This is a genomic window from Bradyrhizobium canariense (genome assembly GCF_900105125.1).
Classification (GTDB): Bacteria; Pseudomonadota; Alphaproteobacteria; order Rhizobiales; family Xanthobacteraceae; genus Bradyrhizobium; species Bradyrhizobium canariense_A.
On record NZ_LT629750.1, the window covers coordinates 6679798 to 6704488 of the forward strand.

The 24691-nt window shown below is 62.4% G+C and carries 26 protein-coding genes and 1 pseudogene; 17 read left to right on the forward strand and 10 right to left on the reverse strand.

Annotated features, from left to right (window positions below; all coding sequences use genetic code 11):
- Positions 1–10: 10 nt before the first annotated feature.
- On the reverse strand, positions 11–280 hold the full coding sequence (locus BLV09_RS38305; protein ID WP_283806872.1) for an EamA family transporter: 270 nt from the start codon (positions 278–280) through the stop codon (positions 11–13).
- A 104-nt stretch (positions 281–384) separates the two neighbouring features.
- Positions 385–1230, reverse strand: a complete 846-nt coding sequence (locus BLV09_RS31595) for a metal-dependent phosphohydrolase (protein ID WP_146690190.1) — start codon at positions 1228–1230, stop codon at positions 385–387.
- Positions 1231–1342: 112 nt separating this feature from the next.
- On the opposite strand from BLV09_RS31595, the gene BLV09_RS31600 reads away from it, so the two are divergent.
- A complete protein-coding gene (locus BLV09_RS31600; protein ID WP_146690191.1) occupies positions 1343–1744 on the forward strand; it encodes a DUF1330 domain-containing protein in 402 nt (133 codons plus the stop codon).
- On the opposite strand, the gene BLV09_RS31605 is transcribed toward BLV09_RS31600, so the two are convergent.
- On the reverse strand, positions 1741–2676 hold the full coding sequence (locus BLV09_RS31605) for a DMT family transporter (RefSeq protein ID WP_146691388.1): 936 nt from the start codon (positions 2674–2676) through the stop codon (positions 1741–1743). The two genes, BLV09_RS31600 and BLV09_RS31605, sit on opposite strands and share 4 nt — an antisense overlap.
- Before the next feature lie 279 nt (positions 2677–2955).
- Between BLV09_RS31605 and BLV09_RS31610 the strand changes: the two genes are divergently transcribed.
- The 4 genes from BLV09_RS31610 to BLV09_RS31625 all read left to right on the forward strand — a co-directional run bounded on the left by BLV09_RS31610 (position 2956) and on the right by BLV09_RS31625 (position 8824).
- Positions 2956–4953: a M13 family metallopeptidase gene (locus BLV09_RS31610; protein WP_197684998.1), complete on the forward strand. Its 1998-nt coding sequence runs from the start codon at positions 2956–2958 to the stop codon at positions 4951–4953.
- Between the two features lie 280 nt (positions 4954–5233).
- Complete coding sequence (locus BLV09_RS31615; RefSeq protein WP_146690192.1) at positions 5234–6526, forward strand: adenylosuccinate synthase; 1293 nt, start codon at positions 5234–5236, stop codon at positions 6524–6526.
- A 37-nt stretch (positions 6527–6563) separates the two neighbouring features.
- A complete protein-coding gene (locus BLV09_RS31620) occupies positions 6564–8210 on the forward strand; it encodes a hypothetical protein (RefSeq protein ID WP_146690193.1) in 1647 nt (548 codons plus the stop codon).
- Between the two features lie 200 nt (positions 8211–8410).
- Entirely contained in the window at positions 8411–8824 is a 414-nt protein-coding gene (locus tag BLV09_RS31625; protein WP_146690194.1) for a DUF5413 family protein, read from the forward strand.
- 78 nt (positions 8825–8902) lie between these two features.
- Here the strand turns inward: BLV09_RS31625 and BLV09_RS31630 are convergent, their stop codons facing one another.
- Both BLV09_RS31630 and BLV09_RS31635 read right to left on the reverse strand, forming a co-directional pair.
- Positions 8903–9151, reverse strand: coding sequence for a GCG_CRPN prefix-to-repeats domain-containing protein (locus BLV09_RS31630; RefSeq protein ID WP_146690195.1), 249 nt, complete (start codon positions 9149–9151; stop codon positions 8903–8905).
- Positions 9152–9191: 40 nt separating this feature from the next.
- The gene (locus BLV09_RS31635) at positions 9192–9431 is read right to left on the reverse strand and encodes a hypothetical protein (RefSeq protein WP_146690196.1); all 240 of its coding nucleotides are present in this window, start codon (positions 9429–9431) and stop codon (positions 9192–9194) included.
- Between the two features lie 274 nt (positions 9432–9705).
- Here BLV09_RS31635 and BLV09_RS31640 point away from each other — a divergent pair, with 274 nt between their 5' ends.
- The 3 genes and pseudogenes from BLV09_RS31640 to BLV09_RS31650 all read left to right on the forward strand — a co-directional run bounded on the left by BLV09_RS31640 (position 9706) and on the right by BLV09_RS31650 (position 12128).
- Positions 9706–10668, forward strand: a complete 963-nt coding sequence (locus BLV09_RS31640; RefSeq protein WP_146690197.1) for an AraC family transcriptional regulator — start codon at positions 9706–9708, stop codon at positions 10666–10668.
- 51 nt (positions 10669–10719) lie between these two features.
- The gene (locus BLV09_RS31645; protein ID WP_433994367.1) at positions 10720–11292 is read left to right on the forward strand and encodes a DUF4112 domain-containing protein; all 573 of its coding nucleotides are present in this window, start codon (positions 10720–10722) and stop codon (positions 11290–11292) included.
- An 81-nt stretch (positions 11293–11373) separates the two neighbouring features.
- A pseudogene (locus BLV09_RS31650) lies at positions 11374–12128 on the forward strand (IS5 family transposase).
- Between the two features lie 168 nt (positions 12129–12296).
- Here the strand turns inward: BLV09_RS31650 and BLV09_RS31655 are convergent.
- From BLV09_RS31655 to BLV09_RS31675, 5 genes are all read right to left on the reverse strand, one after another.
- Positions 12297–12587 (reverse strand): hypothetical protein, encoded by a 291-nt coding sequence (locus BLV09_RS31655; RefSeq protein ID WP_100386143.1) that lies wholly within the window; start codon positions 12585–12587, stop codon positions 12297–12299.
- Between the two features lie 221 nt (positions 12588–12808).
- Positions 12809–12973, reverse strand: a complete 165-nt coding sequence (locus tag BLV09_RS31660; protein ID WP_100386144.1) for a DUF3309 family protein — start codon at positions 12971–12973, stop codon at positions 12809–12811.
- 102 nt (positions 12974–13075) lie between these two features.
- Positions 13076–13489: a peptide-methionine (R)-S-oxide reductase MsrB gene (msrB, locus tag BLV09_RS31665; RefSeq protein ID WP_146690199.1), complete on the reverse strand. Its 414-nt coding sequence runs from the start codon at positions 13487–13489 to the stop codon at positions 13076–13078.
- Between the two features lie 91 nt (positions 13490–13580).
- Entirely contained in the window at positions 13581–14300 is a 720-nt protein-coding gene (msrA, locus tag BLV09_RS31670) for a peptide-methionine (S)-S-oxide reductase MsrA (protein WP_146690200.1), read from the reverse strand.
- A 193-nt stretch (positions 14301–14493) separates the two neighbouring features.
- Positions 14494–15603, reverse strand: a complete 1110-nt coding sequence (locus BLV09_RS31675) for an ATP-dependent DNA helicase (RefSeq protein ID WP_146690201.1) — start codon at positions 15601–15603, stop codon at positions 14494–14496.
- A 213-nt stretch (positions 15604–15816) separates the two neighbouring features.
- On the opposite strand from BLV09_RS31675, the gene BLV09_RS31680 reads away from it, so the two are divergent.
- The 9 genes from BLV09_RS31680 (at position 15817) to BLV09_RS31715 (ending at position 24688) form a co-directional block, all read left to right on the forward strand.
- A complete protein-coding gene (locus tag BLV09_RS31680; RefSeq protein ID WP_146690202.1) occupies positions 15817–17025 on the forward strand; it encodes an LLM class flavin-dependent oxidoreductase in 1209 nt (402 codons plus the stop codon).
- A 312-nt stretch (positions 17026–17337) separates the two neighbouring features.
- The gene (locus BLV09_RS31685) at positions 17338–18813 is read left to right on the forward strand and encodes a putative sulfate exporter family transporter (RefSeq protein ID WP_167558941.1); all 1476 of its coding nucleotides are present in this window, start codon (positions 17338–17340) and stop codon (positions 18811–18813) included.
- Between the two features lie 21 nt (positions 18814–18834).
- Positions 18835–18990: a hypothetical protein gene (locus tag BLV09_RS37570; RefSeq protein WP_167558942.1), complete on the forward strand. Its 156-nt coding sequence runs from the start codon at positions 18835–18837 to the stop codon at positions 18988–18990.
- Positions 18991–19336: 346 nt separating this feature from the next.
- The gene (locus tag BLV09_RS31690) at positions 19337–20287 is read left to right on the forward strand and encodes a sulfonate ABC transporter substrate-binding protein (RefSeq protein ID WP_146690203.1); all 951 of its coding nucleotides are present in this window, start codon (positions 19337–19339) and stop codon (positions 20285–20287) included.
- A gap of 34 nt (positions 20288–20321) precedes the next feature.
- Positions 20322–21275 (forward strand): sulfonate ABC transporter substrate-binding protein, encoded by a 954-nt coding sequence (locus BLV09_RS31695; RefSeq protein ID WP_146690204.1) that lies wholly within the window; start codon positions 20322–20324, stop codon positions 21273–21275.
- Positions 21272–22441 carry an FMNH2-dependent alkanesulfonate monooxygenase gene (ssuD, locus tag BLV09_RS31700; protein WP_146690205.1) on the forward strand — a complete coding sequence of 390 codons (1170 nt, stop codon included), beginning with the start codon at positions 21272–21274 and terminating at the stop codon, positions 22439–22441. The genes BLV09_RS31695 and ssuD overlap by 4 nt, the downstream gene beginning before the upstream one ends.
- The gene (locus BLV09_RS31705; protein ID WP_146690206.1) at positions 22438–23244 is read left to right on the forward strand and encodes an ABC transporter permease subunit; all 807 of its coding nucleotides are present in this window, start codon (positions 22438–22440) and stop codon (positions 23242–23244) included. The genes ssuD and BLV09_RS31705 overlap by 4 nt, the downstream gene beginning before the upstream one ends.
- An 8-nt stretch (positions 23245–23252) precedes the next feature.
- Positions 23253–24098: an ATP-binding cassette domain-containing protein gene (locus tag BLV09_RS31710; RefSeq protein WP_146690207.1), complete on the forward strand. Its 846-nt coding sequence runs from the start codon at positions 23253–23255 to the stop codon at positions 24096–24098.
- An 8-nt stretch (positions 24099–24106) separates the two neighbouring features.
- Entirely contained in the window at positions 24107–24688 is a 582-nt protein-coding gene (locus tag BLV09_RS31715; protein ID WP_146690208.1) for a flavin reductase family protein, read from the forward strand.
- The last annotated feature ends 3 nt before the right edge of the window (positions 24689–24691 follow it).

Genomic DNA, 24691 nt, shown 5'->3' on the forward strand with positions numbered 1-24691 from the left:
CGCGACGCAATCACGACGCCCGCGAGCACCGGCATGTAGCCGATGAAGTGAAACAGCTGTAGTTTTCACTCAGCAGCAGGAACGGCAGCAGCATCAAGAAGGCGCCGATCCAGCGCACGCAGGACAATGTCATCGGCGGCACGTGCCCGGCGACGTAGCGCCCAAGCACGATGTTGCCCGCCCAGAACAGCGAAGTCAGGCTGAGCAGCAGGTAAGGCTGGTTGCTGAACCAGCGAAGCGGGGAGGATCGCAGAGGCGTGGACGGCAATGCGCAAACGATCGGTCTTTGAGTAGGGACCTACGCTGTGCCGGTTATCGCGCCGGAACAAGACGCCCGCGAGAATTGGTGCCATGCGACGGTCGCCTCAAGCGACCTCCTGCCGCTTATTTCTGCGGACCCGACAGCGCGATGTCGCGCTCGGCGCGGAAGACGTTGCTGTAGAGATTGGCGATCCACTGCCGTCCGCTTGAAGTGACGTTGAGATAGCGTATCGCCGTTTGCACATGCGGCGCCACGCTGTTCCAGTAAAACTGAGGATAGAGGTTGACGAGATCCGCCGGCGAAGAGTAGCCGAGCTGCCGGTTCAGTCCGGCCTCCTCGAATTCGTGGTACAGCGCGTTGGCCTTGCGGATGTAGTGCGGATCGCCGAGCTGCCCGATCAGATCGGCCGCTCGCAGCAGCGCGGCCTCCTCATCGAATTCCTCATTCTCGCTGGGAAAGGTGGAAGGAAAACGGGTGCCTTCGACCGCACGCGCAATCCGCCGCTTGTCGAGTTGCGCGACGCCTTCGATGCGCTCCATCACGAACATCTTGGAGCGGTCGACATGATACGGCAGCAGTGCCGCATCTGACGATCCGCGTGGCAAGGTGACCCTGCGGCCGCCGGGATCGACAATATAGCCGTCAGCGTCGTCGGACTTGAACAGTCCGCGGACATAACCGATGTCGTGGGTCAGGCAGGCGATGATTACATGCGCATAATCTTCGGCAGGCATGTGGGTATGAAGCGCGCGCCCGCGCAGGATGTCGTGCCCTGCCATCGTGACCAGCATGGTGTGTTCGACATTGTGATAGAGCGCGTCGCTGTTGCCGATGCATTCGAGGGCAATTCGCGCGATCGAAGGCACCATCTCCACCAGATGGGCTTGCGATGAGCCGAACCGGCGCCGCATGTAATTCGCCAAAAATTCGCCCAGCGCGTCAGCCGCGAGTTCCGGAACGGTAATCATCGCCTGCTGCTCCCGGTGTCCACGCGGATCGCGATCTGGCGGGCCGCGACCGTATCAGGATAGCGCGGCGTTGTGACATAATCGTTGCGACCAGGAAGTGCGGGAGGCGGATATGGGCGTGGATTTACTGAATATCGAAGGCCTTGAGGGGCTGGATCACCAGGGGCCGATCGTGATGGTGAACCTGATGCGCTTTCACCGACGCTCGCTCGATGGCGACGGCAGCGGTTGGGATGCTTATTTGCGTTACAGCGCCCTGACTGTGCCGATGATCAAGGCGCGCGGTGGAACGTTGCTGTGGACCGGTAATGCCAAAACGGTCGCGCTCGGCGCCCGCGACGGCAATCAATGGGACTATCTGGCGCTGGTGTACTATCCGACCGTGGCTGCATTCATCGACATGATGACCTCGGCGGATTACGAAAATCTCTGCGATCCGCATCGCCGCAACGGATGCGCGGAGCACGTGATCATCGCCTCGGTTGAGGCCTACAGCAAATTCAGGATCGGCTAGGTTTTCGCTGAGGCTTTTCGGGACGCGACAAAAACGCCTGTCAGCACCAGCGCGAAGCCGACGATGTGGAATAGCTGCGGCCGCTCGCCGAGAAAGACCATGGCCATGACGGATCCAAACAGCGGCACCACGTGAAAGAACGGTGCGGCACGGTTGGCGCCAATCAAATGCACGCCGCGATTATAGCAGGTATAGGCCAGCGTCGAAGGAAACACCGCGACGTAAAACAGCGACAGCAGGTTCGCCGTGTTGATCGCCATCACGGGACGCGTGAGCAATTCCCAGATCCACAGTGGAATGAGGCAGGCCGCGCCGCAACCGAAGGTGAAGGCGGCAAACGACAGCCCGTGGATCGCGGGACGCTTCAGCGTCAACACCGAATAGAGTCCGAAGATCGCCAGCGCCACGGTGAAGATGATGTCGCCCTTGTTGAACTCGATGCTTGAGAGCGCGGTGAGGTCGCCGTGCAGCAGGATGACCAGGACGCCGGTCAGCGACAGCACGACGCCGGCAGCTTGCGCCAGGGTCAGCCGCACGCCGAGCAGGATCAACGACCACACCGCGACGACCAGCGGTCCGGCCGACTGCAACAGCAGCGTGTTCAGCGCCTGGGTATATTCCAGCGCCCAGTATTGCAGGGTGTTGAAGGCGCTGATCCCGGTGACGGAAATAATGATCATGATGCCGAGCCGGCCGCGGATCGCGGGCCAGTCACGCACCAGATGCTTCCAGGCAAAGGGAAGCAGGATCAGAAAAGCGAACAACCAGCGCAGGAACGACAGCGTCACCGGCGGAATATGTCCGGCGGCGAGCCGGCCGACGATCGCGTTGCCGGCCCAGCACAACGCGGTGATGGAGAGCAGCAGATAGGGCTGGTTGACGAGCCAACCGCCAGGGGAGGCAGCGCTCGAGGTCGGATCGGAGGCTGACATAAGATGGTTGTTGTTGGCCCGGTTCAATGACACCGGAACCCGCCCGGTGCGTGACGCCGGGCCGGAGCGTTTACCCGGCGCGGTTCACAGACACGGATTTTCGTCCGGCATCAATGGGGTGGATGCATCGCGACCATGCGCGGGGTGTGCTTCCGCCCGGAGCGCGCGATCGAACCGCGCGCGCCGGTTGGAAAACTTACGCGCGGCGACTATCCTGCGCCGATGCTTCGACAATTTTCTTTAGCGGTTTTGATCGCATTGGCATGGCCGGTCTTATCGATGGCCGGGCCGCGCTCCGGCATCGACATCGCGGCGATCGATCCCACGGTCAAGCCGCAGGAGGATTTCTGGCGATACGCCAACGGCAAGTGGCTTGCGGCGACGCCGATTCCGGCGGACCGAAGTGGCTGGGACACTTTTTCGGAAGTGCGCGAAGCCACTCAAATGCAGCTCCGCAACGCGATCGAGGGTATAGATCCCGAGGATCAAGGGCATCTGGAGCGCCGCAAGCTCGCCGACCTCTATCATTCTTTCATGGATGAGGCCGGCGTGGAAAAAGCCGGCCTCAGCGGTCTGCGCGACACGCTGCAGCGGATTCACGGCTTGCGTGAAAAAGCCGATTTGCCGGCGTTGTTCGCCGAACTCTCGCGCCTCTGGGTCCGCATCCCCTGGGATCTCGATATCGGGCCTGACGCGCACGATGCCACGCTTTATGTCGCGCATCTGGAGCAGGGCCGGTTGGGCCTGCCCGATCGCGATTACTATCTCAAGGACGACCCGCACTTTCAGACCATCCGCGCCGCCTATCGCGATCACATCGTCAAATTGCTGTCACTTGCCGGCGAGCCCGCGGCGGAGAAAAGCGCCGACAGCATTATCGCGCTTGAGACAGCGCTGGCGCACCTGCAATGGACGCGGGTTGAAAATCGCGATCCCATCAAGACCTACAACAAGACCGTCATCGCCGAGCTGCCGGCTTTGATCGCACCGCAGGACCTGCCGTCCTATCTGGGCGCAGCCGGTGTCGGCCGCGACATCAGCACCGTCGTGGTGGCGCAGCCGAGCTATTTTACCGGGCTCACCGATATCTTTCGCGAGGCGCCGCTGGAGACCTGGCGGGCTTACCTCGCCTACAATTTGCTCAGCTCGTATGCCGGCTATCTCTCCGCGCCGTTCGCCGATGAGGATTTCGCCTTCGAGCAGCACACGCTGCGCGGCGTGCCGGAAATGCAGCCGCGCTGGAAGCGCGCCGTTGCGGCGGTCGATCGCCTGATCGGCTTCGACCTCGGCAAGCTCTATGTCGAGCGTTATTTCCCGCCGGCCAACAAGGCCCGCGCCGAGGCGATGATCGCAAACCTGATGGCGGCCTACCGTGAGGACATTGCGACACTCGATTGGATGGGCCCCGACACGCGCCGCGAGGCGCTCGCCAAGCTCGAGGCGATCGCGCCGAGGATCGCCTATCCAACCGCATGGCGGGATTACAGCCGGCTCGAGATTCGCAAGGACGATCTGATCGGCAACGTCATGCGCGCGCGCCGCTTCGATTACGAATTCTGGCTGGCCAAGCTGGGCGGCAAGGTCGATCGGGCCGAGTGGCGCACCACGCCGCAGACCGTCAATGCGTTCTATAGCGCCAGCCGTAACGAGATCGTGTTTCCTGCCGGCATCCTGCAGCCGCCATTCTTCGATGCCGAGGCTGACGACGCCGCCAATTATGGCGGCATCGGCTCGGTGATCGGCCACGAGATCAGTCATGCGTTCGATGACCAGGGTAGCCGCTTCGACGGCGAGGGCAATTTGCGCAACTGGTGGACCGCGGACGATCGCGCGCGTTTCGAGACCAGGACGCGCAGCCTTGTCGCCCAATACGATGCCTTCAGTCCGTTGCCGGGCTATCATGTCAATGGCGCGCTCACGCTCGGCGAAAACGCCGCCGACAATGCCGGTCTCGCCATCGCCGTACGCGCCTATCGGCTGGCCCGGCAAGGCTGCCCGGCGCCGGTCATCGATGGCTTTACCGGCGACCAGCGGCTGTTCGTCAGTTTCGCCCAGATATGGCACGAGGAAGTGCGTGACGCGGCCCGGATCGAACGCCTCAAGGTCGATCCGCATTCCCCCGGGCAGTTCCGTGCCGACGGTACGCTCCGCAACCAGAGCGCTTTCGCCGACGCCTTCAAGGTCATGCCCGGCGAGGGGATGTATCTGCCGCCGGAGCAGCGAATATCGTTATGGCAGACCGACCGCGAGATCGTTTGCCCTGAAAATGCCCGATAGTTTGGGTTCACCGCGCCACCACGTCGCGGCTGCCGTTTTTTTAGGGGATATCAAGGAGTTGGGAGCGCCTCAACAGGTCGCAAAAGGCTGGTTCTTGCTTGCGTCGATAGCCCGCATCCTTTATCCGATTGTATGCCTCGCATGCGAGCGGCCCCGGCCGTGATTTGGGCTGGGCGCATGATCCGGAAAGCATGCTCTCGGGCTGATCCGAGACTTAAGTACTGGTTTTCCAAACCGATCATGCTCGTGCAGAGAGTGTTGCAGAGGGAATATCCGCGAAATGGCCAATGTTGTCGTGGTCGGCGCCCAATGGGGTGACGAGGGTAAGGGCAAGATCGTCGACTGGTTGTCGGAGCAGGCCGACATCGTCGTGCGCTTCCAGGGCGGTCATAATGCCGGCCATACCCTGGTCATCAATGGCGAGACCTACAAATTGGCGCTGCTGCCGTCCGGCGTGCTGCGGCCTTCGAAACTGTCGGTCATCGGCAATGGCGTGGTGGTGGATCCGCAGGCGTTTCTCGATGAGATCGCCAAGCTGAAGGGCCAGGGCGTCGCGGTCGGCCCGGAGAATCTGCGCGTCGCCGAAAACGTCACGCTGATCCTGCCATTGCATCGCGAACTCGATGCGCTGCGGGAGTCTTCCAACGCGATCACCGCGATCGGCACCACGCGGCGCGGCATCGGCCCGGCTTATGAGGACAAGGTCGGCCGCCGCGCGATTCGGCTGATGGACCTCGCTGATCTCGATACGCTGCCGCACAAGATCGACCGCTTGCTGGCGCATCACAATGCCTTGCGCCGTGGCCTCAGGCTGGAAGAAATCAGCGGTGCGGCAATCCTGCAGGAATTGACGGCGCTGGCGCCGAAACTTCTGCCTTACGCTGAAACGGTGTGGCGGTTGCTTGACCTCAAGCGCCGCGAGGGCAAGCGCATCCTGTTCGAGGGCGCGCAGGGCGCGCTGCTCGACGTCGATCACGGCACCTATCCCTATGTCACCTCGTCCAATACGGTGGCGGCACAGGCGGCGACCGGCACCGGCATGGGGCCGAGCTCGGTCGGCTATGTCCTCGGCATCTGCAAGGCCTATACGACGCGGGTCGGGCAGGGGCCGTTCCCGACCGAGCTGCTCAACGAAATCGGTGAGGAGATCGGCCGCCGCGGCAAGGAATTCGGGGTCAATACCGGGCGCAAGCGGCGCTGCGGCTGGTTTGATGCGGTGCTGGTGCGCCAGACGGTGCGGACCTGCGGCATCCATGGCCTGGCGCTGACCAAGCTCGATATTCTCGATGGCTTTGATTCGATCGAGGTCTGCGTCGGCTACATGCTGGACGGCAAGGAAATCGACCATCTGCCGGCCGGCGAGGGCGCCCAGTCCCGGGTGGTGCCGATCTACGAGACCATCGAGGGCTGGAAGGAGCCGACCGCCAATGCCCGTTCCTGGGCGGATTTGCCGGCGCAAGCCATCAAATATGTGCGCCGGGTCGAGGAATTAGTGGGCTGTCCGATCGCGTTGCTTTCCACCAGCCCGGAACGCGAGGATACTATCCTGGTGCAGAACCCGTTCGAGGCTTAACGAGATATTACCGGAAAGCCCGCAATGTTGAGCAGAGATGGCTGATTACTACCCGCTGATCGCCCGTGCCATTGCCGGACTGGACCCCAGTGCGCCCGGCGAGGCTCGCCGTGCGCTCTATGAGCGGGCGCGCTCTGCGCTGATCGCGCAGTTGCGCGGCGTCGAGCCGCCTTTGAGCGAATCCGAAATCACCCGCGAGCGGCTGTCACTGGAAGAGGCCGTGCGCAAGGTCGAGTCCGAGGCCGCCCAGCGCGCCCGCGACATCCGCTCGGGCGATGCGCCTCGCAGCGGCGGTGCGCCGCGCGCCGGCGATTCGTTCCGCGCCGCCACCCGGCCCGGCTCGCGGCCAGGCGAAGCGGCGCCACCGGCTTCCGCGGGGCAGCCCTCGGCACCTCAGCCCTCGACATTGCAGCCTCCGGCCTCGCGTCCGCGCTCGCCGGCGCCGACCCCACCGCGCAATGAACGGCCGCCGCTCGGACAGGAAGAGCCGCGCCCGCAGCGCAACCTTCGCGCCGACCCGCCGCCACTTCCGCGACCGCCGCAGCCTCAAATCCCGGCGCAGGATTCGCCACCGACCCGTGATCGGCCGGGCGCGCCGCGCCGCGGCGCCGATAATGGCCTGCCGCCGCCCCCGCAGCCCAACATACGGGGCTTTCGCGACATCGCCGCCGATGCCGACGACCTCGGCCGGGCCGCGGCCCAGGCCAACCGTGCGGCACGGAAAACCTACGCCAACGTGCCCTCGCCATCGCCGGAGTTCGACCGGCTCGAGCCGGGCATGGAGAACCGTGGCGTCGATCCGGACGCGCCCTATTCGTATGACGAAGCCATCGAGGAGGCCGACCGCTACGCGCCATCGGCAGCCGCCTCGCGCCCGCGCCTGTCGCCGGACAGGGACCGCGAGCCGAAGAAGCGCATTCGCACCGGCTCGTCGTTTCCGTTCAAGAGCGCGATCGCGGTCGGCATTGTGTTTATCCTGGTCGGTGCCGGCTTCCTGTGGGGCAAGTCGGCCCTGAACACCGTGAGCGGGCTGTTCAAGCCGTCCCAGGTGGCCGAAGCGCCGAAGGATACGTCCGCGCCGCTGTCGAAGCCGAAAATCCCCGATCGCGTCGGCCAGCCGTCATCCACCGACCAGCTCGCGCCGGTGGCGCAACGCGTGGTGCTGTATGACGAGGATCCGTCCGATCCCAAGGGCAAGCAGTATGTCGGCACGGTGGTCTGGCGTACCGAGCCGGTCAAGGCCGGCGCTAACCAGCCGGCCGATATCGCCGTGCGCGCCGACATCGAGATCCCGGACCGCAAGTTCAAGATGACGATGTCGTTCCGCCGCAACACCGACACCTCGCTGCCGGCCAGCCATACGGCGGAGCTGACCTTTATCCTGCCGCCCGATTTCGATGGCGGCGGCGTCAGCAATGTGCCGGGCATTTTGATGAAATCGAACGAGCAGGCGCGCGGCACGCCGCTGGCCGGCCTCGCCGTCAAGGTCACCGACGGCTTCTTCCTGGTCGGGCTGTCCAACGTCGAGTCCGATCGCTCGCGCAATATCCAGCTTCTGAAGGAGCGCTCGTGGTTCGACGTGCCGCTGGTCTATGTCAACCAGCGCCGCGCCATCATCGCCATCGAAAAGGGCGCGCCCGGCGAGCGGGCCTTCAATGACGCCTTCGCGGCGTGGGGCGAGTAGGGAGCGGCCGTGTGCCCTCTGAATTCGCGCAAGCCGCTGTGTAGGGATTGAACGGCTGTCGCTCCAAGCCTTGCCCCCGCAAGTCCTGATCCACCAGTCCTGATCCACAAATCCTGGCCTCGCGCTTCGAGTTTCCTGGTTGCAGTCGTTCGCACAGCGAGCAAAACTGCTATACGGGAACGAAAAGGCGCGAGGGGAGCATGAAGCGGTATCTGATATTTGCGGCGCTGGGGCCGTTTCTCGGCGGGTTTTTTCTTCTGCTGGCGACCACGGTGATGTCGGGCTATCTGGATCAGCCGACCTGGTCGGAAGTCACCAAGCTGTTCGCCGTCTTCATCAAGACGCTGCAATACAGCTACCTGTTCGGTATCCTGCCTGTTCTGATGATTGCCGCGGTGGATGACATTGTCTTCCACGTCAAAAGAATTCGCCCTGTGGTCCGCATGCTGATCGTCGGCGGGATCGCGTTCGTTGCGGCGGAATTCCTCTATGGCTCGAGGGGCTCCGACAGCGGCGTCACGCAATTCATCCTGTACGGCCTGGTCGGTTTCGTCCCGGCGACGGTGTCCTCGTGGCTGTCGCACGAGTCGATCGACGAACCCGTGACCGCATAAAAAATGGCGGACCTTTCGGCCCGCCATTGCGCGCAAGTGATTGTTACGTGATCAAAAGACTCTATCCGGGTGCTATGATCAGCGGCCGTTGCCGCGGCAGCCACCGCCTGGACCGATGTGAAAGCCGCGCGGGCAGGCATGCGCGGCCGGATTGGCAAAATTCCGCAGACATCCGCCATAGGGCCCGCGGTGCCAGCCGGGGCCGCATCCGCCCGCGACCTGAATGACATCGGTGCCCTGTGCCGGCGCGAGCGGGCTCAACGGCATGGCGTTGGCGGCGCCCATCAAGGTACTCGCAAGGAAAGCTGCTGCGATCAGTCGGTTCATGACTAGTCTCCTGTGGATGATTATTTGAAAGGTTTGTGACTTAACCGCCGGCGAAAGCGATGCCGGCGCGGACTTCGGCGATCGCCTGGTCGATCAGCGCCAATCCGCGTTCGCGATGGCCGCCCTTGTTCGGCGTCGCCGCCGCGAGTTCGCCGCGCGCCGACTGCAGCAAGGCGATGCTTTCGTTCATGTGCGGCTGGGCGCCGATGGCATAGCCGATGCCGATGCTGGTCGCGATGGCGACGCCAAGCAGCACGGTGCGCACGGAAGGTTTCCCCATATCGTTTTCTCCTTGGAGGACAGGTGGCTGGAGCAATCCCTGTTGCCGGAATGCGCCACCGGACTCGACGCTACATTCCAGCGGCATTCCGGCCGCATCGGTATCCTCGCGCAGCCAGGTCGTCTTGGACTGGCGAGCGCCGGGTTGATGCGGACTTGGACTGTCCGGCGCTGTTTCCTTCGTCACCGAAGATGGATAACCTCGCGCCGTTTTCAGCCTGCGTTCATTCCGCGCGGCACAAGCTATTCGCTTCGTTTCAGGTTTTGCGGTTTCAATGCCCGTCATCAAGAAAATACTGTCGACCGATATGCTGCCCCAGGGACTTGACGACCGGCAGCGCTTCCTCTCCTTCGCCGAACTGTTCGAGCATTTTTCCAATACCGGCGAACTCGACCCGGCCCCCGACGTGCCGTTTCGCGCCGCGATGAATTCCATCCATATCGGCACCACCATGCTTGGCCGCTGCGATGGCACCTTCACCACCGTGCGGCGCGAGCGCCGCCAGGTGATCGAGACCAATGACGACCGCTATTGCCTCGCGCGCAATACCGGCAGCCGGGCGGCGCAGGTGATCCATCGCGGCCGCGAATTTACCTTGCGGCCGGGTGCGATGGTGCTGCTCAAGCTGGACGAGCCGTTTTTCAGCGCCGATGGCGCCAGTCACAAGCGCTTCACGAATGTGCATTTACCGATGGCGACGCTGCGTGCGCTGGTCGCCGATGTCGATGATCTGGTCGGTCGCGAACTGGAGTCCGGCGGTGCTTTGTCGCTGGCGATGGATTACAGCGATCTGCTGTTGCAGAATTCCGCCGCGGTCGACGAAGCGGGAATCGCGATCTCGGCGCATCTGGCCGATCTCGTCAGCCTCGGCCTCGGCGCCCGTGGCGATCTCGCGCAGGCGGCACAGCGCGGCGGCCTGCGCTCCGTCCGGCGGAAGACTGTCCTGATGATCCTGGAAAAGCGTTTCACCGAGCCGGATTTCTCGGCACAAAAGCTTGCCGCCGCTGCCGGGCTGTCGGAGCGTTATGTCAACGAATTGCTGTACGAGGCCGGCGCCAGTTTCACCGCGCGGCTCACCGAGTTGCGGCTGCGCAAAGCGGCTGGTCTGCTGGCGCGTGCGGGCGAGCATCGGATCAGCGACGTCGCGTTCGATTGCGGTTTCAACGATCTGTCTTATTTCAACCGCTGCTTCCGCCGTCGCTTTGGGCTGACGCCGTCGGCGGCGCGAGGTAAATAGAGGCCCCGCCGGGCGAAGCAACTTGCACTGGCCTCACGCGTTACCCATCTGATGGCGATGCCGAACGATATCTATTCCCGACGCCCTGCCTATTCCGGTAGCACGAGCTCCCGGAGTGGTGCCCGTGCGGCTTTTGGCGACGCGACTTTTCGCGACGGAGAGGCGCGCGGTCCGATCATCGATCAGGATGGCCGCGAGATCCCGGAAGGATCGCCGGGCGCGGGCTTTCGCGGATTTCGCTTCGACTTCGGCCACTCCAGCGCCAATCCGTTCGGGAATCTCACCCGTGAACAGCGGCTGACGCGGCTCGATGCCGTGGCAAAGCTGTTGGACGTCGCCTTCGTCCTGCCCGGCACCAACATCCGCTACGGCGTCGACGGCGTTATCCGGTTGATCCCGGTGGTCGGCGATCTCATCGCCTCGGCGTTCTCGCTGTGGCTGGTGCGCGAGGCGCGCGCGCTCGGTGCGCCCTGGCACGTCACGGCGCGAATGCTCGCCAATGTCGCGCTCGAAGGCACGGTCGGCATGGTGCCGGTTGCGGGCGATGCGTTCGACGTGTTGTTCCGCGCCAATATCCGCAACATGCGGATCCTGCGGCATTGGATGGACAGGCAGCCGCGCTAGGACCAATCTACATTCAGGATTCACAGTTCGGATTAGCGATGATTCCTTGTGTTCCGGATCAATTGATTCGGAGCATAAGGCATGGTCAAGCGATATGAACTTACCGAGGCACAGTGGCGGCTGATCGCAGAGCTTTTGCCCGGCAAGGCCGGCGATCCTGGTCGAACCGGTGCCGACAACCGCCTATTCGTCAATGCTGTTCTGTGGGTCTTGCGCTCCGGCGCGCATTGGCACGACCTGCCACCTCGATATGGCAAGTGGAAAAGCGTGCACACGCGCTTCGCCCGTTGGGCAAAGAATGGCGTGTGGGAGCGCATGTTCGAGGCTCTCATCAAAGATCACAAGAACGAATATCTGATGCTCGATACCACCCTGGTTCGTGCCCACCAGCAGGCCGCGACCGGAAAAGGGGGGACCAAAACCAGGCTTTGGGGCGTTCCCGAGGAGGATTGACCACCAAAATCCACATGCTCGCCGATGCGCTTGGCCGGCCGCTGCGCTTTATCCTCACGCCTGGCCAGAGCGGTGACGTTACGCAGGCCGAGGCTCTCATCAAAGGCTCCGCTGGCCAATACGTCATTGCCGATCGCGCCTATGACAGTCGCGCCTTGCGCGAGGCTATCGAAGCGACCGGCGCCGCAGCGGTGATCCCGCCAAACCCTACGCGCAAGCATCCCCACAGCTACGATCCGGCACTCTATCGACTGCGAAATCGCATCGAACGCTGCTTCAACAAGCTCAAGCACTTCCGCCGCGTCGCAACCCGCTACGACCGCAGAGCGGTTCACTTCCTCGCCTTCATCCATCTCGCAAGTGCTATGGTCTGGACACGCTGAATGTCGATTCAGCCTAGAGCCTGTTCGGAATTTTCTTCACGCAAATCGATCCCCACCCCGGATCAAGTCCGGGGCAGGCTTTCGCTTGAAAGCACCAAGGCGCAACCAAAACGCGCTCGCTCGTCCGGATGGAAGAGCAGGAGCGCGCTGTCGTTCTGCGAAGTGGGATTACGCCGCGTCGGCGTCGGTATTGTCGCCGGCAGGCTCGGGCGCGCGAGGGCGGCGCGGCAGCGGAAATGCCTCGTTCTCATAGAGCGAGCGGATGCCGCTTTGATCGAAGCGGGCCTCTTCAACCTGCAGATAGGCGCCGTTCAGCGAATCCGCCGGCAATTCCTCGATCGCGAAGCGAACCGCCTCGGCCGCGGTGCCAAACCGCCGATACGCAAAGCCGGCGCGCTTTTTCTTGCGGATCGCGGCGGGGAATAGTTCGGCGGCGGTGTTGTAGCTGAAAGAAGCCATGGTCAGTGACCCTTGTGTTTTTCGTGGAAGCGCGACTGAGATCGCGAACAGTTCATGCGGCACCCGTCAACCGGACAGGGCACCGGCACACATCATTTCAGGACAGTCTCTAATATAGGCTCGTTTGACAGAAATGCGACTCTTCGCTCGCCGGATGATGAATCCAGTCCCGTTCCGGTTCCATCCGGAATAAACCTTTATATTTCAAATATTTAAGTGCTTTAGAGCTTGCCGAGCAGCAGCAGGACGAGAAGAATCACCAGCACGACCCCGCCAATGCCCATCCCGGAATGGCCCATCCCGTAGCCGTAGCCGCCGAACCGGCCACTGAAGCCGCCCAACAGATAGATGATGACGATAATGATAAGTATCGTTCCGAGCGACATGGCACACTCCCCAACAGGCGACCGGCGAATGAGATTCCGCCGCGCCGCCCATTGAACAAACCATATCCGGCCCGTCGGTTCCAGCGCAGGAACCGTCGAAGTCTATTTAGGCTGCAGTTTCAGCGCCGCCGAATTGATGCAGTAACGCAAACCAGTCGGGCCGGGACCGTCGTCGAACACATGGCCAAGATGGCCATTGCACTTCGAGCACAGCACTTCGGTCCTGATCATGCCGTGACTGATGTCGCGCTCTTCGTCGACATGGCCATCCACGGTGGGGGCGGTAAAGCTCGGCCAGCCGCAGCCGGAATCGAACTTGGCGTCGGACTCGAACAGGGTCTGGCCGCAGCCCGCGCAGGTATAGGTGCCGGGCGTCTGCTCATGCTCGTATTCGCCGGAGAACGGCCGCTCGGTCGCCTTCTCGCGCAGCACGGTGTACTGCATCGGCGTCAACTCCTTGCGCCACTCCGCCTCGCTCTTCTCGACCTTGCCGGTCATCGTCTTGGTCTCGGACATAAAGCCTCCTTGCGATTATTTTCAAACGAACGCCCGCCCCGGACTTGATCCGGGGCGGGAAACGGTTCGCGATCAACCAATCCTGCAGCCGTCAGTTGGTGACCTTTGCGTTGCCCACCAGCGTCGGCTTCTCGATGTAGTTTTCCGCGAAGATCTTCTTGAGGTTCTCGACCTTCGGGATGTCGTTATAGGCAATATAGGGTTGGTTCGGGTGCAGCGTCAGGTAGTCCTGATGATAGGCCTCCGCCGGATAGAATCCCTGGAGCGGCCCAACCTTGGTCACGATCGGCTTCTTGTACACCTTCGCGGCGTTGAGCTGGGCGATATAGGCGTCGGCAACCTTCTTCTGCTCGTCCGACGTGGTGAAGATCGCCGAACGATATTGCGTTCCGCTGTCCGGCCCCTGCTGGTTCAACTGGGTCGGATCGTGCGCGACCGAGAAGAAGATCTGCAGAAGCTTGCCATAGCTGATCTTCTTCGGGTCGTATTTGATCTGGACCGACTCGGCATGGCCCGTGGTGCCGGTGCTGACCATGCTGTAGTCGGCGGTAGATTTGCTGCCGCCGGCATATCCGGACACCGCGCTGACGACGCCGGCGGTGTGCTGGAACACGCCCTGCACCCCCCAGAAACAGCCGCCCGACAGAACCGTGGTTTGGACCGCGTCGGATGGTGCAGCGTCCATGGCCGGCGCCGGGATAACCACGGCGTCTTCCGCGGCGCGCGACGGCAGGACATTGAATGCGGTAATGGCCAGCGCACCGATCGCGGCAGCGCAGAGCGACAGGCGGCTGAATGGGCTACGGGACATGGTTTCCTCCGGGTGAGCGGACTGGGGGATAGCTTAGAGCGGGAACCGCGGTTCGCAACCGCTATGGCCCCGCTCGATACCCCAAGATACGCAGCAGGACCGGGATTGTTACGACCGGACAGACACGACTGCGTGAAAAAAGCCTCGTTCGCAAGGCGTTAAGCCGGTGGATTTCCGCCCGCCGGGTGCAACGCTACACCACCACGCTCAGCCGCTTCGCGGCGCGGGTGATGCCGGTGTAGAGCCATCTCGCGCGGCTGTCCTGAAACGCAAAGCTCTCGTCGAACAGCACCACGTCGTCCCATTGCGAGCCCTGGGATTTGTGCACCGTCAGCACATAGCCGTAATCGAACTCGTCATACGGCTTGCGCTGCTCCCAGGGGATGGTCTCGATCGCGCCGCCGAAACAGTCACCCCGCACCGAAACTTTCGTCACCTTGTGGCCGAAATCCTCGTCGGGCGATAGCCGCATGGTGATGATTTTCGATTTCGATTGCGCTCGTGATTTCACCCGCCACAGCCCGCCGTTGAACAGACCTTTCTTGCGGTTGTTGCGCAGGCAGACCAGCTTGTCGCCGGCGACCGGCAACGGATCCTCGATGTTCTGCTTCTGCCGTACCCGCATGTTGTAGGAGCGCCGCGTATTGTTGCGTCCGACCAGAACCTGGTCGGCGCTCATCACCCGCTCCGGGTCGAGTTCGGAACGCGATACGACTTCGCTTTCGCCGTAGCGGCCGATGTCGAGCTCGCGGCCCTCGCGGATATCCATCGACATGCGCACGATCGGATCATCCTGCGCCTGGCGATGCACTTCGGTCAGCATCGCGTCGGGTTCGCAATCGGTGAAGAAGCCACCGCCCTGGATCGGCGGCAACTGCGCGGGATCGCCGAGCACCAGCAGCGGGCAGTCGAACGACATCAGGTCACGGCCGAGTTCGGCGTCCACCATCGAGCATTCGTCGATCACGATCAGTTTTGCTTTTGAAGCCGGTGCGTCGTCCCACAGCTCAAAGCTCGGCTGCTCCACGCCGCTCTCGCGCGCGCGGTAGATCAGCGAGTGAATCGTGGAAGCGTTGTCGCAGCCCTTATTGCGCATGACGAGCGCGGCCTTGCCGGTGAAGGCTGCGAATTTCACTTCGCCGTCGACCGCATCGGCGATGTGACGCGCCAGCGTGGTCTTGCCGGTTCCGGCATAGCCGAACAGCCGGAATACCGGCGGCGTGCCGTTCTTGCCGGGCTTTGCCTTGAGCCAGTCGGCAACGGCTTTCAGCGCTGAATCCTGATGCGGCGTAAAGACAGTCATGGGGTCTCGGCGGAGGGAGCGGCGTCCCGCGCATGCAGCCGCGACTCGGGCGGTGCACAAGCTAACCATTCGCGCGTTGCATGCAAGCTGACTTCCGCGACGCGGAATTGTCCCGCCACGGCCGAGGCCGGACTTGGCTGGACTTGGCTGGACTTGGGAGTGGCGGGGGATACACTGTTTGAAAAATAACAAGCCGCTCGCGGGAGAGAGATGATGAAATTCGGCATCTTTTATGAGCTGCAATTGCCGCGTCCGTGGGAAGCGGGTGGCGAGCTCAAGCTTTACCAGGATGCGTTGACACAACTGGAGACCGCGGATCGCTGCGGCTACGACCATGCCTGGGTCGTCGAGCATCATTTTCTGGAAGAATATTCGCATTCGCCGTCGCCGGAATCATTTCTCGCCGCCGCCAGCCAGCGCACTAAAAACATCCGGCTCGGCCACGGCATTTTCCAGCTCACCACCAATCATCCCGCACGCGTCGCCGAGCGCGTCGCGGTGCTCGATCTCCTGAGCAACGGCCGCTGCGAATTCGGAATGGGCGAAAGCGCCTCGATCACCGAGCTGACGCCGTTCGGACGTGACATGGAAACCAAGAAGGAGGTGTTCGAGGAAGCCGTTCGCGCCATCTTCCCGATGTTCAAGGACGGCGGCAGCGAACATCACGGCAAATATTTCGATATGCCGCTGCGCAATGTGGTGCCCAAACCCGTTCAGAAGCCGCACCCGCCATTGTGGATGGCGTGCTCGCAATTGCCGACCATCGAGCGCGCGGGCCAGCACGGCTTTGGCGCGCTCGGATTCCAGTTCGTCAGCGCCGATGCGGCGCATGCCTGGGTGCACGCTTATTACAACGCCATTACCAAGCGGTTGACGAAGCTCGCGGATTACCAGATCAATCCGAACATGGCGCTGGTGTCGTTCTTCATGTGCGCGAAAACCGATGAGGAGGCGAGGGCGCGGGCCGACGGCGCGACCTTCTTTCAGTTCGCGCTGCGCTTCTACGGCGCATCGCAGAATCGCCAGCGTCCCGCGCCCGGCACCGTCAACATGTGGGACGAATACAACAAGTGGAAGCGTGACAATCCCGAGGCGCAGGAAGCAGCATTGCGCGGCGGCCTGATCGGATCGCCCGAGACCATCCGAAAGAAACTGCGGCGCTTCCGCAGCTCCCATATCGACCAGGTGATCCTGCTCAACCAGGCCGGCAAGAACAGCCACGAGCATATCTGCGACTCCCTTGAACTGTTTGCCAGGGAAGTGATGCCGGAATTCCAGAACGACACCGAGCACGAGGCGTGGAAGGCCGGCGTGATGAGCGGCGAGATCCAGCTCGAGGAGATCGACACCGAAGCCTTCACCGATCGCTACGGCAAGCTGGCGGTGAGCGTCGGAAAGCCCGCGATCGCGGCGGCAGGGTAACTGCCAGAAATTAAGCTCGTGTGAGCTAACGAAGCGCCTGCCGGTGTCGACATCGGCAGGCGTTTTGTTGGGCTGAAGGATACGATTTGCGGAGCGAGCCGACCGCACGCGTCGGCAGCGTCTTCTGCGCAAGCACACATTCCTTCCATCCGGAAGCGTCTTTGGAGAACACCGTTGTTTCCGCGCGGCTAACAAAGAAATTCTGTGAGATTGCCGCCGGTGTTGCTTCGCCGTCATATTGCGTGAAGTGGGGCGGGAGGCGATCGGGCGCGGAATCCCGATGCCTTGCAGGACTAAGCCGGGGGAAGTCGAATGTCGGATATCGCAGTTGATAAGGTGTCGGAGCCGATCGCGCTGAAGGCGCGATTGAATGAAGACTGGCTTGCGGTCGTGATCGGTCTTTTGGTCTTTGTCGCAGCCCTCTTCAGTATTGCAGGAACCGACCTCTTGGGCTGGGCGGTCAATACGTCGGTCTATACCGACGTGACGAAGGCGCTCGCGCCAATCGCCAAGACCTACGCCTGGCTCGGCGGAGGCGGCGCGTTGCTCGCGACCTATGCCGCGTTGCTGATTGTGTTGAGCGCGGGTGTCGCGACGCTCGGCGCAGACGTTAAAAAATTCGCCGTCGCATTCACTGCCGTATTCGTGCTTGCCTATGCAAGCTGGATCCTCGGCAGTTACGCGTATATTGCGGCAGTGACGCCGGCAGAGCAGCAGAAATTCGGCATCGCCTGGTCGCTCAAACTGACCAATGAAGGCGGCTTCGTCGTCGCACTTCTGGTCGGGCTCGTCATCGCCAATTTCTTTCCGCGGCTCGCGACGTGGCTGAAGGAGGCCATCCGGCCCGAACTCTACATCAAGATCGCGATCGTTATCCTCGGTGCGACGGTCGCGGTGACGGCGGCGAGCCGGTTGAATCTCGCGTCCTCACTGCTGTTGCGCGGCGCCGCGGCGATCGTCGAGGCGTATCTGATCTATTGGTCTGTGATCTATTACATCTCGCGCAAATGGTTCGGCTTCAGCCGCGAGTGGTCGGTGCCGCTCGCATCGGGCATTTCGATCTGCGGCGTAGCGGCGGCGATCGCAACCGGCGGCGCGATCCGGGCGAGGCCGGCGGTGCCGGTGCTGGTGTCTTCGCTGGTGGTCGTCTTCGCGGTCGTTGAAATCCTGATCCTGCCGTTTCTGGCTCAAACTTTTCTCTGGCAGGAGCCGCTGGTGGCGGGCGCCTGGATCGGTCTCGCCATCAAGACCGATGGTGCGGCGGTCGCGGGCGGTGGCATCACCGAATCGCTGATCATGGCGAAGGCGGCCGCCGAAGGCATCCACTATCAGCCGGGCTGGATCCTCGCGACCACCACGACCGTGAAGATCTTCATCGACATCTTCATCGGGATATGGGCGTTCATCCTCGGCTACATCTGGACCAACCATATCGACAAGGGGACAGACAAAGCAAAGCCATCGGAAATCTGGCAGCGATTCCCGAAATTCATTCTCGGCTTTATCTTCGTCTTCGCCGTCTCGCTGTGGCTCGCGGTAGGATCGACCCCGGAGATTACGAAAGCGCTTCCTGCGGCGGCAGGCGAGGCCAATGTCTTCCGCGTGATTTTCTTCATCCTGACCTTCTTTTCGATTGGCGTGCTCTCGGATTTCCGCAAGCTCTGGCAGCAGGGCTTTGGCAAGCTTGCGGCGGTCTATTTCGTCAGCCTGTTCGGATTCGTGATCTGGGTCGGACTCCTGATTTCCTGGCTGTTCTTCAGCGGCGTCAAGCCGCCGCTCGCAAGCTGATTGTTTGAAGAGGAAAATCCCATGTCGCAACCAGACCTCAAGAACGAACTCGCCACCGCCCCTGTGGAACCCTTGCTGCCGGTCGAGAAGAAACTGATCGGCTGGAGTCTCGGAATTGGAATCGTGTTGCTGGCGGTGCTGATCGCCGTCAATCACTTCGTCCCGATCCAGCTTTGACGCGACTTCTGGCGCGGTAAAAGCTGGCGCGCTCGGTCCGACGGCGGTCGGATCGAGCGCGTTTGTTTATGCTAACAGGGAATTTGCCCCAGCCGGTTCGATTGCGCTTTTGTGCGCGGAGGCCCAGGTTCCGCCGCCTAATTTATGATTAAGGGTTTGGCGGGTCTGAAGGCCCGAGAAAAATGGCCTGCAATCCATTGTCCTTCGGCAACAAATGCTTCGCCACCAAAGCGTTGAAGAGTGCGCCATTGCTATTTTTGCAGGGCACTCGACACTCTCGAAAGGCAACACCATCATTCCCAAAATCGAATGCCGCGTGATGCTGCGGCATTCCCAGGAGATCGTGATGCGACGCCGGCAATTTCTGCAGCTTTCCCTTGGAACCGTGACCGCTGCCGCGCTGTCGCGGCAGGGGAATGCACAAGAAAGCGTCAAGGAAATCCGCATCGGCTATCAGAAGAACGGCGTGCTCGTGATCGCGCGGCAGCAGGCTGCGCTTGAGAAGCATTTCGCGCCACAAAAGATTGACGTTAAGTGGGTCGAGTTTTCCTCGGGACCGCCGATGCTCGAAGCGATGAACGTCGGCAGTGTCGATTACGGCGCAGTCGGCGATTCCCCGCCGGTGTTTGCGCAGTCGGCGGGAGCCAACCTTGTCTACGCCGCGGGTCAGCCGATCACCAACGGGCAGGGCATCCTGGTCCAGAGCCAATCGCCGATCCGCACCATTGCGGATTTGAAAGGCAAGCGCGTCGGTTTCACCAAGGGTTCCAGCGCGCATAACATCATCGTGCAGACCCTCGAAAAAGCTGGTCTGACCTACGCCGATATCACGCCGGTCTATCTCACGCCGCCGGATGCGGGACCGGCATTTGCCAATGGCAGCATCGACGCCTGGTCGATCTGGGATCCATACTTCGCGATCGGCGAGACCAAGCAGAACGGCCGCGTCCTCGTCAACGCTTCTGAAATCACCAAGACCAACTCATTCTATATCGCCAACCGCGACTTTGCTAAAAACCATGGCGCTGTTCTGCAGCAGATCATCGACGTCACGTCCTCGACAGCGAAGTGGGCGGAAGCGCACCGCGACGAGGTTGCAAAATCGCTGAGCGCCGTCACCGGCATCCCCCTTGATATCCAGACCGTCGCGGCCAACCGCTCGTCCTTTGCGGTGGGTCCGATCACCGATGACATCATCGCGACCCAGCAGGGCGTTGCCGATCGATTCTTCAAGCTCGGTCTCATTCCGAAACCGGTCGTGGTTCGCGACGCGGTCTGGAAGCCGGTGCAGACCTGAGCCGATTTCCCTCATCCCGCGAACGAGGATCAAAATGATGCGTTGGTTTAAGAAGGTAATTGCGGTCGCGGTGCTGTCGATGAGCACGGCTTTGGCCGGCGTCGGCGCGACCTACGGCCAGGACAAGGTCGTGCGCATCGGCTACCAGAAATACGGCAAGCTGGTGCTGCTCAAGAGCAAGGGAACGCTGGAGCCGAGGCTGAAGGCGCTGGGCTATGACGTCAAGTGGACGGAATTTCAGTTCGGTCCGCCGCTGCTGGAGGCGATCAATGTCGGCGCAATTGATTTCGGCAACACCGGCGAGACGCCTCCGGTGTTTGCGCAGGCGGCCGGTGCGCCGATCCGCTACGTAGCCTACGAGCCGCCAGCGCAGAAGGGTGAAGCCATTCTGGTCCAGAAGGACAGCCCGCTGAAGAGCGTGGCCGACCTTAAGGGTAAGAAAGTCGCGGTGGCCAAGGGCTCGAACGCACATTACCTGCTCGTGAAGGCCCTCGAGAAGGCAGGCATCAAATACGAGGACATTACGCCGGTCTATCTTGCGCCGGCCGACGCGCGCGCGGCGTTCGAAACCGGGGCGGTGGACGCATGGTCGATCTGGGATCCGTATCAGTCCGCAGCGGAGACGACGCTGGGCGCCAAGACCCTGACCGATGCCACCGGACTGGTTCCCAATACGCAGTTCTATTTGTCGTCGCAGAAATTCATCGAGACCGAGCCCAAGGTACTCGACACCGTGCTCGATGAATTGCGCGGGGTCGATGCATGGGCGCAAGCGGACATTCACGCGGTCGCCGAGCAGTTGAGCCCGTCAGTTGGACTGCCGGCGCCGGTGCTTGAAGTTGCGCTGAAGCGGCAGTCCTACGGCATCAAGCCGATCGACGACCAGGTTCTGGTCGATCAGCAGAAGCTGGCGGACACGCTCTACCGCTTGAAGCTGGTCCCGATCCAGGTGCGCGTATCGGACATTGCAAGGAAGTCAGGCTCATGAACTCGCAACAGAATCCTGCCAATATCCTCTGGTTCCTGCCGACCCATGGCGACGGACATTACCTCGGCACCACGACCGGCGGCCGCAATGTGAACTTCAATTACCTGCGCCAGATCGCGCAGGCTGCCGACCAGCTCGGCTATTTCGGCGTGCTGCTGCCGACCGGGCGAAGCTGCGAAGATTCCTGGGTGGTCGCCTCCGCTGTCGCGCCATGGACCGAACGGCTGCGTTATCTGGTCGCCGTGCGCCCCGGCCTGCAATCGCCGAGCGTGGCCGCGCGCATGACTGCGACGCTTGACCGCGTGTCGAACGGACGGCTGCTGATCAACGTCGTCACCGGCGGTGATCCCGTCGAGAACAAAGGCGACGGCATCTTCCTCGACCATAACGAGCGCTATGCCGTGACGCGGGAGTTCCTCAACGTCTACAGCGATCTGCTCGCCGGCAAGACGGTCGACTTCGAGGGCAAGCACATCCACATCGAGGATGGCCGCCTGTTGTTCAAGCCGGTGCAGTCGCCGCGGCCGCCGCTTTATTTCGGCGGATCGTCGGATGCCGGCATCGATGTCGCGGTCGACACCGTCGATAAATATCTGACATGGGGCGAGCCGCCGGCGCAGGTGGCCGAGAAGGTCAACCGCGTCAAAGCAGCCGCCGCCAAGCGCGGGCGCAAGCTCTCTTTCGGCATCCGCCTGCATGTGATCGTCCGCGAAACCAATGCGGAAGCCTGGAAGGCCGCCGACGATCTGATCAAGCATGTCACGGATGAGACCGTCGCCTCGGCGCAGAAGATATTCGCGCGGATGGACTCGGTCGGCCAGCAGCGCATGTTGCAGCTGCATGGCGGGCGCCGCGACAAGCTCGAGATCAGCCCCAATCTCTGGGCCGGTGTCGGGCTGGTGCGTGGCGGCGCCGGAACGGCGCTGGTCGGCGATCCCCAAACGGTCGCAGAGCGCATCAGGGAATATCAGGACGTCGGCATCGATACGTTCATTTTGTCAGGCTATCCGCATCTTGAAGAAGCCTATCGCTTTGCCGAGCTGGTATTTCCGCTGCTGTCGCTGGCGCAGCCGGACAATGTGACGCCGCTTCGCGTCAACACCGGGCCGTTCGGCGAGACCATCGCCAACGAACACCGGCCGCTGGTGAAGGCATCGCAATCATGAGCCTGATCGAAAGTCTTCCGCGCGTTCGTAGTCTGCGGCTGCCGCGGGCCGATGGCCTGATCCAATGGATCGTACCGCTGGTTATAGTGTTGGTGTGGCAGGTGGCCTGCGTCACCGGCTTTGTGTCGTCGCGGGTGCTGCCGGCGCCGACCGATGTGGCGTTGGCGGGATGGAAGCTGCTGCTGTCGGGTGAACTCGAGCGCAACATCTGGGTCAGCTTCTGGCGCGCCAGCGTCGGCTTTGTCATCGGCGGCGGCATTGGCTTTGCCTTCGGTCTCGCCAACGGCCTGTCGCAGCTCAGCAACAAGCTGACCGACACCACGCTTCAGATGGTGCGCAATATTCCGCATCTTGCGCTGATACCGCTTGTCATCCTCTGGTTCGGCATCGACGAGTCCGCCAAACTGTTTCTGGTCGCGCTCGGCGTCTTCTTTCCGATCTACCTCAACACGCTGCATGGCATTCGGACCGTCGACCCGCAGTTGATCGAGATGGGACGCATCTACGGCATGACCGACGGCGAACTGTTCCGTCGGGTGATCTTCCCGGGCGCGTTGCCCTCAATCTTCGTCGGCATACGCTTTGCGCTTGGCATCATGTGGCTGACACTGATCGTGGCGGAAACCATCGCCGCGTCGTCGGGCCTCGGCTACATGGCGATGCAGGCGCGGGAATTCATGCTGATCGACGTCGTGGTGCTCAGCATCCTGATCTACGCCCTTCTTGGCAAGCTTGCCGACAGCGCCTCGCGTGCGCTGGAGCGGCTGACCCTGTCCTGGCATCCGGCCTTCCAGAAACATTGAGAGTGCACATGCAAGAAGCCCTCCGCTTTCTTCCGTCCGATGCCGAGCCGGTGGATCGTGCGGATTTCATCGAACAGGCGCGGCTCGCGCGGAATGGGTCGGAAGCCCCGGCCCGCGGGCTTCCGCTCACCGTTCGTGGCCTGCGCAAGTCGTTCGGACATAACGACGTGCTGCGTGGCATCGACCTGCATATTCCCGCCGGCCAGTTCGTGGCGATCGTTGGCCGCAGCGGCTGCGGCAAGAGCACTCTGTTGCGCCTGATCGCCGGTCTGGAGACCGCCGACGCCGGCACCGTCAGCTTTGGCGAGGAAATGCGCGCCGGCGATATCCGAGTGATGTTCCAGGAGCCGCGTCTGCTGCCATGGGCGCGGGTGCTGTCGAATGTCGAGGTCGGTCTTGGCCGCGGCCGCGCGTCTCCGGACGCGCAAGCCCGCGCGGAAAAGGCGCTTACCGAGGTGGGCCTCGGCGACAAGCGAGACCAGTGGCCGGCGGTGCTGTCCGGCGGGCAGAAGCAGCGCGTGGCGCTGGCGCGCGCGCTGGTCAGCCATCCCCGCATCCTGGCGTTCGACGAGCCGCTGGGCGCGCTCGATGCGCTGACGCGGATCTCGATGCAGCGGCTGCTGGAGCGGGTCTGGCACGATCAGTCTTTCACCGCGATCCTCGTCACCCACGACGTCTCGGAAGCGGTTGCGCTGGCGGACCGCGTACTGGTGATCGAAGAGGGCCGTATCGCCCACGACATCAACGTCGACATCGCCCGTCCGCGCCGCCGCGGCTCGGCCGATCTCGCGGCGCTGGAAGGTTCGATCCTGCGCGAGCTTCTGCAATCGGCGGATGATCCATCAGAGCAGTGAGACAGTCCATGAACTCCATCGTCCGCAACATCACCGCCATCAGCGGTATTTCTACTGACGATTTTCGCGGCGCCATGCGCCATCTGACCGGTGGCGTCAGCGTGATTACGGCAGGACGCGGCAAGGACATCACGGGCATGACGGTGACGTCGGTATCGTCGCTGTCGGTCGAGCCGCCAACCCTGATCGTGAGCATTAACCGGGAAGCGTCGTCATGGCCGCTGGTCAAGCGCCATGGCTTCTTCGGCGCCAACATCCTCGCCGCCGATCAGCTCGAGGTCGCCGAGCGGTTTGCCGGCAAGGACGGGCTCAAGGGCGCGGAACGTTTTGCGGGCGCGCAATGGACCACGCGCATATCCGGCGTGCCGCTTCTCGTTGGCGCGCTGTCGGCGATCGATTGCGCGGTCGAGCAGGCGATCGAGCGGCATTCCCATGTCATCGTGATCGGGCGTGTGCTGGATATCCAGCGCTCCCCGCGAACCGCGGCACTGGCCTATTGGCAGGGACGCTATGTTGCGGTGGATCAGGATGAAGATGCGGCGAGGCTCGCGGAGGTCAGCGTGCCGCTGGCGCATGCGCGCGCAGGATAGAGC

Coding starts and splice junctions, on each gene's coding strand:
- BLV09_RS31655 (WP_100386143.1), bottom strand. CDS start 12,587: ATGGCTTCTTTCAGCTACAACACCGCCGCCGAACTATTCCCCGCCGCG.
- ssuD (WP_146690205.1), top strand. CDS start 21,272: ATGAACTCGCAACAGAATCCTGCCAATATCCTCTGGTTCCTGCCGACC.
- BLV09_RS37570 (WP_167558942.1), top strand. CDS start 18,835: ATGTCGCAACCAGACCTCAAGAACGAACTCGCCACCGCCCCTGTGGAA.
- BLV09_RS31690 (WP_146690203.1), top strand. CDS start 19,337: ATGCGACGCCGGCAATTTCTGCAGCTTTCCCTTGGAACCGTGACCGCT.
- BLV09_RS31595 (WP_146690190.1), bottom strand. CDS start 1,230: ATGATTACCGTTCCGGAACTCGCGGCTGACGCGCTGGGCGAATTTTTG.
- BLV09_RS31610 (WP_197684998.1), top strand. CDS start 2,956: ATGGCCGGGCCGCGCTCCGGCATCGACATCGCGGCGATCGATCCCACG.
- msrB (WP_146690199.1), bottom strand. CDS start 13,489: ATGTCCGAGACCAAGACGATGACCGGCAAGGTCGAGAAGAGCGAGGCG.
- BLV09_RS31635 (WP_146690196.1), bottom strand. CDS start 9,431: ATGGGGAAACCTTCCGTGCGCACCGTGCTGCTTGGCGTCGCCATCGCG.
- BLV09_RS31660 (WP_100386144.1), bottom strand. CDS start 12,973: ATGTCGCTCGGAACGATACTTATCATTATCGTCATCATCTATCTGTTG.
- BLV09_RS31605 (WP_146691388.1), bottom strand. CDS start 2,676: ATGTCAGCCTCCGATCCGACCTCGAGCGCTGCCTCCCCTGGCGGTTGG.
- BLV09_RS31600 (WP_146690191.1), top strand. CDS start 1,343: ATGGGCGTGGATTTACTGAATATCGAAGGCCTTGAGGGGCTGGATCAC.
- BLV09_RS31710 (WP_146690207.1), top strand. CDS start 23,253: ATGCAAGAAGCCCTCCGCTTTCTTCCGTCCGATGCCGAGCCGGTGGAT.
- BLV09_RS31625 (WP_146690194.1), top strand. CDS start 8,411: ATGAAGCGGTATCTGATATTTGCGGCGCTGGGGCCGTTTCTCGGCGGG.
- BLV09_RS31630 (WP_146690195.1), bottom strand. CDS start 9,151: ATGAACCGACTGATCGCAGCAGCTTTCCTTGCGAGTACCTTGATGGGC.
- BLV09_RS31645 (WP_433994367.1), top strand. CDS start 10,720: ATGGCGATGCCGAACGATATCTATTCCCGACGCCCTGCCTATTCCGGT.
- BLV09_RS31715 (WP_146690208.1), top strand. CDS start 24,107: ATGAACTCCATCGTCCGCAACATCACCGCCATCAGCGGTATTTCTACT.
- BLV09_RS31620 (WP_146690193.1), top strand. CDS start 6,564: ATGGCTGATTACTACCCGCTGATCGCCCGTGCCATTGCCGGACTGGAC.
- BLV09_RS31695 (WP_146690204.1), top strand. CDS start 20,322: ATGATGCGTTGGTTTAAGAAGGTAATTGCGGTCGCGGTGCTGTCGATG.
- BLV09_RS31640 (WP_146690197.1), top strand. CDS start 9,706: ATGCCCGTCATCAAGAAAATACTGTCGACCGATATGCTGCCCCAGGGA.
- BLV09_RS31675 (WP_146690201.1), bottom strand. CDS start 15,603: ATGACTGTCTTTACGCCGCATCAGGATTCAGCGCTGAAAGCCGTTGCC.
- BLV09_RS31685 (WP_167558941.1), top strand. CDS start 17,338: ATGTCGGATATCGCAGTTGATAAGGTGTCGGAGCCGATCGCGCTGAAG.
- BLV09_RS31615 (WP_146690192.1), top strand. CDS start 5,234: ATGGCCAATGTTGTCGTGGTCGGCGCCCAATGGGGTGACGAGGGTAAG.
- BLV09_RS31705 (WP_146690206.1), top strand. CDS start 22,438: ATGAGCCTGATCGAAAGTCTTCCGCGCGTTCGTAGTCTGCGGCTGCCG.
- msrA (WP_146690200.1), bottom strand. CDS start 14,300: ATGTCCCGTAGCCCATTCAGCCGCCTGTCGCTCTGCGCTGCCGCGATC.
- BLV09_RS31680 (WP_146690202.1), top strand. CDS start 15,817: ATGAAATTCGGCATCTTTTATGAGCTGCAATTGCCGCGTCCGTGGGAA.